We start from the raw sequence: 11986 nt of genomic DNA, 5'->3' as shown, positions 1-11986 counted from the left end.
GCGGCGCTCGGTCTCACAGGCGCAGAAAGTACAACGGCAAACACTCGAGAAGCGCCGCGCGGGCGGCGCTCGATCTAACAGGCACCATCAACGCCAAGCCGAACACCCCCACCCCAGCCGTCAATCCTCCGCCTGCTCCTCGCCGCCCTGGCGGCTCATACCATACTTGCGCATCTTCTCGACCAAAGTGGTACGACGAATACGCAAACGTTCAGCCGCGCGCGCAACGATACCGTTGGCATCGTCCAGCGCCTGCTGGATCAGGCCCTGCTCCAGGCTACCCAGGTAGTCCTTCAGGTCCAGGCCTTCAGGTGGCAGCATGGCGTGGTTGCTGAAGTTCGGCGTATGGCCGTTGATCGCCACGCGCTCTTCCAGGTCGCTGCGCAGGCTGTCGACCATCTGCTCGTCTTCGTCATCGACGTAACGGAATTTCTTCGGCAGCTCGGAAACGCCAATCACCCCGTACGGGTGCATGATCGCCATGCGCTCGACCAGGTTGGCCAGCTCACGTACGTTGCCCGGCCAGCCGTGGCGACACAGCGACATGATCGACGCGGAGTTGAAGCGGATGGACCCGCGCTTCTCGTGCTCCATGCGCGAGATCAGCTCGTTCATCAGCAGCGGGATGTCTTCCACCCGCTCACGCAGCGGCGCCATCTCGATAGGGAACACGTTCAGGCGGTAGTACAGGTCTTCGCGGAACGTACCCTCCTCGATCATGGTCTCGAGGTTCTTGTGAGTCGCGGCAATAATGCGCACATCGATGCTCTGGGTCTTGTTGCTGCCCACGCGCTCGAAGGTACGCTCCTGCAACACGCGCAACAGCTTGACCTGCATCGGCAACGGCATGTCGCCGATTTCGTCAAGGAACAGGGTACCGCCGTTGGCCAGCTCGAAGCGCCCGGCACGGCTGGTGATCGCCCCGGTAAAGGCGCCCTTCTCGTGGCCGAACAGTTCGCTTTCCAGCAGCTCGGCCGGGATCGCACCGCAGTTGACCGGCACGAACGGCGCTTCGCGGCGTTTGGAATGGTAGTGCAGGTTGCGCGCGACCACTTCCTTGCCGGTGCCGGACTCACCCAGGATCAGCACGCTGGCATCGGTATCGGCCACTTGCTGCATCATCTGCCGCACGTGCTGAATGGCACGGCTGGTGCCAACCAGGCTGCGGAACAGGTTGGGTTCGCGCTGGCGGCCACGCTCGCGCGCCTGGTCGTACATCTCGCGATAGACCTGGGCACGGTGCAGCGAATCCAGCAGCTGGCTGTAGCTTGGCGGCATTTCCAGGTTGGAAAGCACCCGGCGGCGAAGGTCTTCCGGGAACTCCGCAGAAGAAATTTCACCTAAAAGCAGAACCGGAAGGAACTCATCCCACCCAGTCACTGTCTTAACGAGCCCAAGCACACTGCCCGGGGCATTTACAGTGCCGATAAGCACGCACAGCACTTCGCGACTCGAAGACAACGGCTCGACCACTTGCTGCCAGTCCTGGCTGGAGCAAGCGAGGTTTTCTTCGCCGAGGAAGTTAAGCACCACCGCCAGGTCGCGGCGGCGTGCGCTGTCGTCGTCGATCAGCAGAATCTTGGTTTCACGCCACATGCAATAGCAACTTCCCTAGTCATATCGGCGCCCGAGGGCGTGCTCGACATCATTCCGACTGAATGGTCAGTGTTCGGACGTCTGAAATTCGAAAACAGCCACTAGTAAAGTCAAAAACTTAAAGGCAGTCAAATTTATGGCGCCGAAGCGTTGCATTCTGGGCAGCTTCAGCTGAACAGATGGTATACCTTTGTGGCATGTTTAGCTTGGTTGATATTCGACATTTGTGTGACCAACGATTGACGCTCGTCACTTGCAACGTCGATTAGCTGACGATAAACCGCCATCAACGCTTCCAGATTAGCCCGCACGGCGGCTTCATCCCCCTGCCCTTCCTGCAGCACTTCATCCATCAGCGCCCGACACACCAGGTCGAGTTCACCGATGGCCGCCCAGTCGCGCGCTTGCAGGGCCTGGCTCAGGGCCAGACGGGTATCTTCGATTTGCTGCAACGCGCTCATAGGGGTGTCCTCAGGGTGTTATTGCTCGGCGGAGGCGATGGCGTCCCAGCCGCTTTTCACAGTGATCATCAGCTGTGCGACCTCATCGATCATTGCAGGGTCGCTGTGCAGGTTGGCCTGGGTCAGGCGACGGGCCATGTAGTCGTACAGGCTGTCCAGGCGGTCCAGTTCGTCCGGGTTGTCGGTCTTTTCCTTGTCCAGGCCTTCACGCAGCCCGCCGATGATGTCGATGGCCTTGCCCAGCATCAGGCCCTTCTGCGCGACATCACCGCGAGCAAGGGCACCTTTCGCCTGAGCCATGCGATCAAGCGAGCCTTCCATCAGCATCTGCACCAGGCGATGCGGGGTGGCTTCGGAAATCTGGGCGTGGGAATTGACCTTCTGGTACTGGCGAAGGGCTCTCATCGGGTGCATGGGGGATCCTCAGTGAACGGGGCTGAACGGGGGCCGCATACCTATTGCATCGGCCTCAGCCCGGCTTTCTTTAACGTAATCAGTCGTCGCTATTGGACTTGTTCAAGGCGTTAAGCGTGGTCATCACGCTGTCGCTGGTGGCCTTGAGCTGAGCAACCATGGTGTCCATGGCGTTGTATTTTTTGGTCAGCGTATCGGTAAGCGACGTGATACGCCGATCAAGCGCTGCCTGTGCCTCATCTAGATCCTTGAGCTGGTTGGTCAAGTTTGTCTGGCGAGTCTCCAGTATCCCGCCAGTTTTTACATAATCCTCGGTAGTGTTTGTCAGCCGGGTCAGAAGGCCATCTTTACCGGTAAACAGGCCACTGATGTCAGCCCCGTAGGTCTTGACCGCTGCATCCCACTTCGTATCGTTAAACTCCAGCAGGCCGGTCTTCTGGACAGTATTGATGCCCAGCTGTGACAGGCTACTCAAACCGGTAATCCCGACGCTACGAGTGATCTCGCTACGGATCGAGTTGACAAGCGAGCGCATGGTTGCGTCGCCGGTCAACGCTGCCGCTCCGGTGGCAGAGCCGTCAGCGCCCGTGGTGACCTTGGTCTGGGCGTTGACTGCAGTCATAAGCGCGTTGTACGCCGTGACAAAAGACTGTACGGAGGTCTTTAAGGTATCGTTGTTGCTGGTGATACCAAGGTTGGCCTTACCCTCCTTGACCAGCGTGATATCGACACCACTGACAGCCCCAGTGACAGTATTGGAAGCTGACTCCAGCTCCAAACCGTCCAGTGTGTATTTGGCATTTTGCGGTTTAGCGATTGTAGTGACACCGGTCGCCATGCTGGCATCTCCACCAAGCGTCAACTCGGTACCTTCGCCCATCTTTGTAGACGAGAATATCAGCCGCGAGCCTTTGGCATCTGTAACGATGTTGGCTGTAATACCTTTGGACTGAAGCTGACCGTTGATTGCATCGCGAGCCTCCTGCAGCGTTGCACCGTCAGCGATGGAAACGCTGTGGGTAGAACTGCCCTGACTGATAGTGAGGGTTTGGGATACACCCGAATCGTTTACAACGGTAGAGGTCTTGTCATAAACCTGCGTCGATATCTTCGAAGCAGTTGCCAACTGGGTTACCTCAAGCGCGTAATTGCCCGACGAAGCCCCGTCGCCCAGCTTGATCTTTGCAATCGCCTCGTCGGACGACGACGACGCCAGACCAGAGAAGCTTGATGCCGTATTCAGCTTGGCGATAGCCGCACGGAACGTGTCCAGCGCACTTTTGATGGTACCGATGGCCGACAGCGAAGTAGTGGCCGTGGTGGCTTGGGCATTGATCTGCTTCTGCTTGGGCGCCTTTTCGGCATTTGCTAGCGCCGCAACGATTTCGTCGATCTTAAGACCAGAACCCAGGCCGGTAATAGTTGAACTCGCCATCTTCACTCTCCATTTCGGTGACCGTCGAAAAGCCGACGAAAATGCGTCCGTGCGGCTTTACAACAAAAGCCGTGCCAATCAGGCCTGAATGTCGAACATCAGGCTGTTGGCATCCTTCAGATTTTCCGCCAGCTTCAGCGCCACTTCGGAGGGCAGCTGACGGATGACTTCGCCGCTTTGACGGGCAATAACCTTGACCACCACCTGACCGGTGGAGTCATCGATTGAAAAGTCCAGTTGTCGCTCTGAAGCCTTGACGAAGTCCTGGATGGCACTGACGGCGCTTTCCAGTTCTGGCCGAGCTACAGGCTGAGATTCTTGATTGGCAGGCTCGTTGGCCGCCTGGTCGCTTGCTTGCCGCTTGCTCGTCGATGTGTCGGGCGCAGCGGAGGCGGGATAGGACAGGCCCAGTTTCACGCTCATATCCATGTCTTACACCTCTTATTCTCGGAAAGACGAAAGGGTACGTCACCGTACCCTTCGTCAAAACTACTCAGCTTTTGGAATTAGCCCAGCAGTTTCAGTACCGACGATGGCAGCTGGTTAGCCTGGGACAGGATCGCGGTGGATGCCTGCTGCAGGGTTTGCTGCTTGGTCAGTTCAGCAGTTTCAGCTGCGAAGTCAGCGTCCTGCACACGGCTGCGGGCAGCAGTCGAGTTCTCGGCGATGCTCTGCAGGTTATCGACGGTGCTGTCGAAACGGTTCTGAATAGCACCCAGCTGCGAGCGCTGGCTATCAACTTGCTGGATTGCACCGTCAAGAGCCTGGATGGCTTGCTGGGCGCTAGCGGCATCCAGGATGCTCAGGTCGTTGACCGAAGTATCCATGGTTACTGCTTTGGTGGTGCTGGCGCTCAGACCCAGAGCGGCAAGGCCGGTGCCGTTGCTGCCATCGGCGATTTGGATGTCTTGGTCAGCCGCCAAGGCCAAGGTGCCATCCTTGTTCACGGTTGCGGTTACGCCGCTGCTCGAGCTGTTGATAGCAGCAGCGACGGCCGACATGTCGTCGTCTTTCTTGAATTTAATTTCAACATTATTAACAGTGATCGAAGTCGCTTCAGTCAACTTAGCCTTGGTATTGCCAGAGGTCAGACCGAGGCTGTTAAGCGCACCAGCGCTATTATTCTCCAGCTTTACATCTTTACCATCAGCGGAAGTAAGAATCAAACGACCATCCGAACTAGCGCTCGCGACCACACCGGTAGCTTTAGTACCATCTCCAGAACCGGCCAGACCAGCACCGTCGTTGATAGTATTTACGATATCCGAGAGGGTAGCACCCGCCGCAAAGTCAAAAGTCTGATCATTTATCTTAATAGATGCAGAAGAGGTAAGACCAGTTTGAGTTTTAATCAGGTTATCAGCACCAGCGTTGAAACCGAATGCGGTTGCAACTGCAGCAGTAGATGCGGACCCAATGGTGAAATCAGTCTTGGAGCTCAAGCTGAGCGAACCAGTACCGTCAGCATTTTTTGCAATCTTCGCGGTAACACCGGTTTCCGACGAGAACCCATTGACTTTATTAACTACATCTTCAAGGGTGTCGGTTGCAGCCATGCGAATCACCGAGCTTCCGATGACCAAGTCACCTGCCACGCCAACGCCTTCTGCAGACAGCTGAGCAGTACCATCCATATTACCAGCAACTACGGGCGGACCAGCGGTTGCGGCAGCAATGTTACCGATAGTCAGCCCAAGAGCAGCCAAAGGACCGTCAGTAGCCGAAGCATTATCATCGGTGACCGCCACTGCCGCTGCTGTGGTGTTGCTCAGGCGAAGCGTACCGTCATTATTGGAAGCGGTAACACCGGTGATACCAGCATCATTAATTTTCTTGACGACGCTGTCCAAAGTGTCAGTGGCAACCAACTCAATATCGGCAGCACCAATCTTAAGGGTGCCTTTACCAGTTTCACCCAATGTCTTGGTTTCAACTGCAAACTTCTTGGTAGGATCAACACTGGTGGCATTAGAAGTAATGACGTCTGCCTTACCCGTCACAACAGCACTCAGTTTGTTTGTAGCACCATCAACGGACGCTTCATTGTAAGTGCCTTTCAAATCGCTAGCACTTACGCTCTTCATGCCAAACGAAATCGTTTCGTTCGCATTCGCGCCAACCTGGAAGCTGGTGCTGGTGAAAGTACCATCCAGCAGGTTACGACCACCGAAAGTGGTAGTGCTGGAAATACGGGTCAGTTCGCCCGACAGTGCGGTGAACTCTTGCTGCAGCGAGGTACGGTCTTCATCGCTGTTCGAGCCGTTCGCCGATTGCAGAGCCAGTTCGCGCATACGCTGCAGGATGTTGGTGGAAGCCTGCATCGCGCCTTCAGCGGTCTGGGCGATGGAGATACCGTCGTTGGCGTTTTTAACGGCAACGTTGAGGCCGCTGATCTGGCTGGTCAGACGGTTGGAAATTTGCAGGCCAGCGGCGTCGTCTTTGGCGCTGTTGATTTTCAGGCCAGAGGACAGGCGGGACATCGAGGTACCCAGCGCGTCGGAAGCACGGTTCAGGTTCTTCTGAACGCCCAAGGAGGTGATGTTGGTGTTAACGGTCAAAGCCATGACGAATTCCTCGTTGTATGGATACTGCGGCTTCCGGCCCTGGCGACAGCCGGGTGTGGCCTAGAGAACCTTCGTAATAGTTATCGTCGGGTGCGCGGGTTGCTTGAGGGCGTTTTTGAAAAAAAAATGCTGGCATGGGGCCAGCCCTGAGAAATCAAGGGGTTAGGGGCGGTTTATTGGCGTCAAAAACCGTGTAAGAGCAGGCTAAATGCCATACCCCAGTAGCGCCACCGTCCCCGTGTGGGAGCGGGTTTACCCGCGAAGAAAGTGACGCGGTGGTTGGCACCGGCTTCGCCGGTGTTCGCGGGTGAACCCGCTCCCACAGGGAGTGGCGCAGGCTTTCAGGTTTTTGAGCTGGACAGTTGCCCCACAGAGCCTGAAGTGAAGCCAGACATTTTTTCAGGTATGAAAAAAGCGCCGGGCGGTGGCCGCCGGGCGCTTTTTTTGGACTGCTGGGATCAGTCGCGGTACAGGATGGCCGAGCCCCACGACAGGCCCACGCCAAAGCCGCTGATCGCCACGCGCTTCCAGCTGCCGTCGAGCATGTGCTTCTGCAGTAGCAGCGGCACGCTGGACGACACGGTGTTGCCGGTTTCCAGCATGTCCTTGACGAACTTTTCCGGATGCTCCTCTTCGAAACGCCGGGCCACGGCATCGACAATCGCCGCACTGCCTTGGTGGATGCAGAAGGCGTCGATATCCGACGACTTCAGGCCGCTGGCATCCAGCAGTTCGTGCAGGTGCGCCGGCACCTTGACCAGGGCAAAGTTGAACACCTGGCGGCCGTTCATGAAGAACTTGCCATCACTCACCTTGAGGTGCTCGGCGCCGGAACCGTCGGTGCCGAAGCGCGCCTGGCCCAGGTTCCAGACCGCGTTCTCACCCATCCAGGTGGCCGAGGCGGCATCACCGAATAGCATGGTGGTGTTGCGGTCTTCCGGGTCGACGATCTTCGAATACGGGTCGGCGGTGATCAGCAGACCGTTCTTCAGCCCTGCCGCTTCCATAAAGCCCTTGATGGCGTACAAGCCATACACGTAGCCCGAGCAGCCCAGCGACACGTCGAACGCCGCCACGCGGGTGGACAGGCCGAGCTTGCTCTGGACAATAGCAGCGGTATGCGGCAGGCCTTCTTCGTCACCGTTCTGGGTGACCACGATCAGCGCATCGATCGATTGCGGGTCGAGGTCGGGGTTGCTGGCGAATAGCGCCTGGGCGGCTTCCACGCACAGGTCGGAGGTTTCCTGTTCAGCGGCCTTGCGCGGCAGGAACGATGCGCCGATCTTGCCGAACATGAACTCTTCGTCCTTGCCGAACTTCGCACCCTGGACATAGTTGTCCAGGCCAGCGGTGGGCACGTAACTCGCGATGCTTTTGATGCCAATCATTCTGGCTTCCCAATGAAAACAGCCAAAGACCACCACTCGATGAATTGAGGGCGCCAAATACCGGAGCGTCACCACTGGGGGTTGAAGGCAGTGTTCGCCTGCGCACCGGTAACAAAATGCTGCAACAGCTGCCGCATAGAATACAGGGAAGATGACCGTTTTGACTCATTGGTCACATTGAAATGCTACGAAAGCCGTGCGGAAGGTGTGGGGGACTTGGGGAATTCGGGGATTGACCGAACAGACACAACACCTGCGGGGTAGCTTCTGACGCGTAAGTCAGCAAAAAGCATCCACAACTAAGTGGGATCCTGAAACCTGATCGACACCTGTGGGAGCGGGTTCACCCGCGAAGCAGGCGACGCGGTGGATGGCACCGGCTGCGCCGGTGTTCGCGGGTAAACCCGCTCCCACGGGGATCGCGCCAGCTTCCAGAAATTGAGCAGGGCAGCAGCGCCCACTAGGGCGAGCGCTCCAGCCTGCCAGGCGCCCGATCAGATCTTGTCGAACAGGCTCAGCTGTGAAATACGCGCAAAGGCCAGCTGCGAGGCTTCGAGCATGGCCTGCTGCAGCGTCAGCTGGATGGTCGCCGAAGCCATGTCGGTATCGCCGATAGCGCTTTGCGTGCTTTTGTTGGCCAAGCCCAGGCTTTCGTTCTCCTGCGCCTGAATTTCCAGCGAGTTGGCCCGTGCACCGATGGAGCCACGGGTAATGTCGATGCGGTCACGGGCACTGGCCAGGTTGGAGATCGCCGAGTCGGTGGCAGTTTTCAGCGCAGCCTGCGCCTCTGGCGAGTCAAGGGGCTTTTCCAGGGCACTGCGCAGCTGACCCAGGGTGTCCAGCACGTTCTGTGAGCGGTGGGTATTGGCATTGACCGAGAACTGGTCACCCTGGGCTGGCGCGCTGTCGAACTGGTAGGTAACGCCAGCCACCGTGATCGCATTGCCCGCTCCTAGTGTACCGGAGGCAATAGGCTTGCTATCGGCAGAGTACGGCTGCGCATACAGCGAATACTCCGTATCACTGGTGAAGCGGATCACCGCACCGTTGCTCGGGAAGGTGCTGCGGTAGGCATCAGGGTCAGTGATACTGGTACCGGTTACCTGCGCGGTCGATGGGTTACCAGCGCTGCGGGTGGCAGTCAGGGTGTCTGGCTTGGCTTCGAGGGTGAAAACGTGGCCCGCCACCACGGCGTCGGCATCATCGCCCTCCGCCAGGTTCAGGTTGATTTCGAAGTCGACGCCCCGCAGTGAAATCATCTTGCCGCCTTCGGTGTTGACGTCGAACTTGCCCTTGCCCGCCGTTTCGGTGGTGATGTCGTTGCCGGCTGCGTCCTTCACGCTGTACTCGGTGGCACTGGTGAATGTGACGGTATAAGGCTGGCCAGCAGCAAACTGGTTGCTGTAGGTGGTGGCCGACGTCAGCAGGCCGCCAGAGAGCAGCACCTTGCCATCATCCGGCGACGGTGCCACCAGGTTCGACTGGGTGCGGCTGTTGTTGGTGGCCTGGTCGAAAATGCTGTAGCCGGTGTCGTTGGTCGCCAGGCGCAGGGTGTCGGACACCTGCAGGCTCAGCTGGGTCTGGTCGCCCTGGTAACTGTAGGTGCCGTCGGCGTTGCGCACATAGGGTGGGGTCGACGACTTGGAGCCGCCAAACATGTAGTCGCCGTTGGCGTCGCGCGAGTTCAGCAGACCGAAGACGTTGGCTTCGATTTCCTTGATCTCACTGGCAATCGAGGTACGGTCGGCATCGCTCAGGCCACCGTTGCCGGCCTGGATCGCCAACTCGCTGGCGCGCTGCAGGGCATCGTTGATAGTCGACAGCACGCTCTCTTCCTGCAACAGGGCGTTCTTGACTGTGGTCATGTTGCCGCTGTACTGGTCCAGCAAGGCGCTCTGTTGCTGCAACACTAGCAGGCGCGCAGCGCCGACCGGGTCGTCGCCGGCCGACTGGATGCGCGACTTGGAGGTAACCTGTTCGGTGATCTTGGCCAGGTTGGAGTAGTTCTGCGAGTAGCCGGTGGCGCTGGTCTCGTAGAACTGAGCAGTGGAAATGCGCACGGTAGTCTACTCCTTACAAGGCGTTGATCAGGGTGCTGAAGGTTTCTTGCGCCGCCTTGATGATCTGCGACGACGCCGTGTAGTAGTGCTGGAACTTCACCAGGCTGGCCGCCTCGTCATCGAGGTTGACGCCCGACACCGCACTTCGGCTTTCGGCGGCGGACTTGAACACCGCCTGGGTCGCCGTGGTATCGATGGCGGCCTGGCTGGCCTTGGCCCCTACCCGCTCGACCAGCGAGGCATAGGCCGAGGTGAAGCTGGTGCCGGTGCCGGAGTTGGTGCCCACAGTCGACTTGGTCTGCAGGTCCAGCAGTGCGTTGGCGTTGCGGTTGTCGGCCTTGCCGTCGGCATTGAACGACAGGGTGAAGCTGTCGTTGGTAGCCGGGCTGCCGCCAATGGTGGTTTCGACGGCAAAGGTACGCGGATTGCCGCTGCCATCGAGAATCGGGTTACCGGACGCATCACGCATCGGCACGGCGATCGACAGCTTGTTGTCCTGCCCTGGCACCACGCTGCCGGTACCAATCTGGGTGCCCTTGGCATCGTACAGCTTGTAGCCTTGCGAACCCCCGCTGGCGGCATCGAACACCACGCGCACCGGCATCGAATCCCGTATCGCCTGCTGCACCAGCGCGGTATCGGCACCGCCATAGATGTTCAGCGATTCGCCCAGCGTTGGCTGGGTGATGGTGCCGGTACCACTGTTGCCGCTGCCCGCCGTGGCACTGATCGGCCCGGCAAAAGCCAGCTTGTTGGCATCGGTGAGGGTGGTGGTGATACTACCGGCTGCCGAACGGGTGGGGATCACCTTGAAGCTGTCCCCAGCCGCCAGGCCGCCGCCATTCAGCGACAGGGTGAAGCCGTCGATCACTGGTGCCGGGTCGGCGCTGAGGTCGAAGGTGCCCATGTCGGTGCCGTCGGAGCGGCGCACGCTGTACTGATTGGCGCTAGTGAACTTCACCTCGTAGTCGTAGGTGCTCAGCGCGCCACTGTCGGCAATGGTCACGTTGAGGTTGCCAGAGCCAGCACTGTTGTTCGACGAGGCCAGGCTGCGCTGGGCAACGGCGGTGGCACTGTTGATGCTGGAGAACAGCGAGCTGCCGAATTGACCGTTGGCATCCAGGCCCTGGCCCAGCTGGCTGTTGATGCTGTCGGCTACCACCAGGGCGACACGGCCGAGCTCGTTCATCGACGGCGTCAGCACGTCCTGGCGATAGCGCAACAGGCCGCCGATGGTGCCACCGGTGATCACCGAGGTCACGTCGGAACTGAACGACTCATAGTTGATGCGCAGGCTGGCCTGGCTCTTGTCGGCAGTACCCGGCTGCACCGAAAGCGTATTGGCCTTGTTGCCGGTGACCAGCGACTGGCCACTGCCCAGGTATACGTCGTAGTTGCCATCACGCTCCTGCACCGTCACACCGACCAGCTCGTTGAGCTGGCGCACGGCTTCGCTGCGCGCATCCAGCAGGCTGTTGGGCGTGTTGCCGGTAGCGCTGGCGGCGGCGATCTGCTTGTTGTACTCGGCGATGCTGCCGGTGAGCTTGTTGACCTGCCCCGCCAGCGTATCGAGCTGGGAATTGATCACCTCGTTCTGCTGGTTCAGCTGCGTGGACACCGCGTTGAAGCGGTTGCTCAAGGTCTGCGCCTGGGTCAGCAGCAGCTGCCGCGAGGCAACATCACCAGGCTTGGCCGATGCGGTCTGCAGGGCCGAGAAGAATGCGGTAAGAACCGAACTGATGCCGGTGTCACGGTCGGCCAGCAGCTTGTCGACGCTGGTGATCTGGTCCTGGAAGGCGACCGAGTCGGCCTGCAGCGAGGTGGCGGTCTGCAACTGGTTGTCCAGATAGGCGCTGTAGATGCGGCGCACATCCGACAGCGTGGTACCGGTGCCCAAAAAGCCCGCGCCGATGTTGTGCGAAGGGCCCGCTGCCTGGATCGTCTGCTGGCGCGAATAGCCACTGGTCGCAGCGTTGGCGATGTTGTTACTGGTGACCGACAATGCCGCCTGGCTGGCACTCAGGCCACTCAGGCCGATGGAAATCAGGCTCGACATGATTTAGTCCTT

Annotated in this window: 9 protein-coding genes; all 9 read right to left on the bottom strand. The window is 59.0% G+C overall.

Translation table 11 applies throughout. The annotated features are described in order from the left end of the window. Positions 1–120 precede the first annotated feature (120 nt). Positions 121–1596 (bottom strand): transcriptional regulator FleQ, encoded by a 1476-nt coding sequence (fleQ, locus tag MJ643_RS26215; RefSeq protein WP_015271222.1) that lies wholly within the window; start codon positions 1594–1596, stop codon positions 121–123. A 167-nt stretch (positions 1597–1763) separates the two neighbouring features. Further along, a complete protein-coding gene (locus MJ643_RS26210) occupies positions 1764–2057 on the bottom strand; it encodes a flagellar protein FliT (RefSeq protein WP_208209641.1) in 294 nt (97 codons plus the stop codon). Between the two features lie 18 nt (positions 2058–2075). Further along, positions 2076–2471, bottom strand: a complete 396-nt coding sequence (gene fliS / locus MJ643_RS26205) for a flagellar export chaperone FliS (protein ID WP_208209642.1) — start codon at positions 2469–2471, stop codon at positions 2076–2078. Positions 2472–2550: 79 nt separating this feature from the next. Continuing rightward, positions 2551–3906, bottom strand: coding sequence for a flagellar filament capping protein FliD (gene fliD, locus MJ643_RS26200; RefSeq protein WP_208209643.1), 1356 nt, complete (start codon positions 3904–3906; stop codon positions 2551–2553). A gap of 78 nt (positions 3907–3984) precedes the next feature. Continuing rightward, the gene (locus tag MJ643_RS26195) at positions 3985–4335 is read right to left on the bottom strand and encodes a flagellar protein FlaG (protein WP_208209644.1); all 351 of its coding nucleotides are present in this window, start codon (positions 4333–4335) and stop codon (positions 3985–3987) included. 77 nt (positions 4336–4412) lie between these two features. Then, a complete protein-coding gene (locus tag MJ643_RS31520) occupies positions 4413–6470 on the bottom strand; it encodes a flagellin (protein ID WP_208209645.1) in 2058 nt (685 codons plus the stop codon). A 458-nt stretch (positions 6471–6928) separates the two neighbouring features. Next, positions 6929–7858: a ketoacyl-ACP synthase III gene (locus MJ643_RS26175; protein WP_208209646.1), complete on the bottom strand. Its 930-nt coding sequence runs from the start codon at positions 7856–7858 to the stop codon at positions 6929–6931. Positions 7859–8352: 494 nt separating this feature from the next. Further along, complete coding sequence (locus tag MJ643_RS26170) at positions 8353–9918, bottom strand: flagellar hook-associated protein 3 (RefSeq protein ID WP_247727097.1); 1566 nt, start codon at positions 9916–9918, stop codon at positions 8353–8355. Between the two features lie 13 nt (positions 9919–9931). Beyond that, on the bottom strand, positions 9932–11974 hold the full coding sequence (gene flgK, locus MJ643_RS26165) for a flagellar hook-associated protein FlgK (protein ID WP_013973617.1): 2043 nt from the start codon (positions 11972–11974) through the stop codon (positions 9932–9934). Positions 11975–11986: the final 12 nt, after the last annotated feature.

Source organism: Pseudomonas sp. PNPG3 (assembly GCF_023093815.1).
Classification (GTDB): Bacteria; Pseudomonadota; Gammaproteobacteria; order Pseudomonadales; family Pseudomonadaceae; genus Aquipseudomonas; species Aquipseudomonas asiatica.
Note: the sequence above shows the minus strand (reverse complement) of the source record. Positions and strands in the feature narration are given on the sequence as shown.

What these genes read in the sequence shown, in the direction of transcription:
- fleQ (WP_015271222.1), bottom strand. Translation starts at nt 1,596, where the DNA reads ATGTGGCGTGAAACCAAGATTCTGCTGATCGACGACGACAGCGCACGC.
- MJ643_RS26210 (WP_208209641.1), bottom strand. Translation starts at nt 2,057, where the DNA reads ATGAGCGCGTTGCAGCAAATCGAAGATACCCGTCTGGCCCTGAGCCAG.
- fliS (WP_208209642.1), bottom strand. Translation starts at nt 2,471, where the DNA reads ATGCACCCGATGAGAGCCCTTCGCCAGTACCAGAAGGTCAATTCCCAC.
- fliD (WP_208209643.1), bottom strand. Translation starts at nt 3,906, where the DNA reads ATGGCGAGTTCAACTATTACCGGCCTGGGTTCTGGTCTTAAGATCGAC.
- MJ643_RS26195 (WP_208209644.1), bottom strand. Translation starts at nt 4,335, where the DNA reads ATGGATATGAGCGTGAAACTGGGCCTGTCCTATCCCGCCTCCGCTGCG.
- MJ643_RS31520 (WP_208209645.1), bottom strand. Translation starts at nt 6,470, where the DNA reads ATGGCTTTGACCGTTAACACCAACATCACCTCCTTGGGCGTTCAGAAG.
- MJ643_RS26175 (WP_208209646.1), bottom strand. Translation starts at nt 7,858, where the DNA reads ATGATTGGCATCAAAAGCATCGCGAGTTACGTGCCCACCGCTGGCCTG.
- flgK (WP_013973617.1), bottom strand. Translation starts at nt 11,974, where the DNA reads ATGTCGAGCCTGATTTCCATCGGCCTGAGTGGCCTGAGTGCCAGCCAG.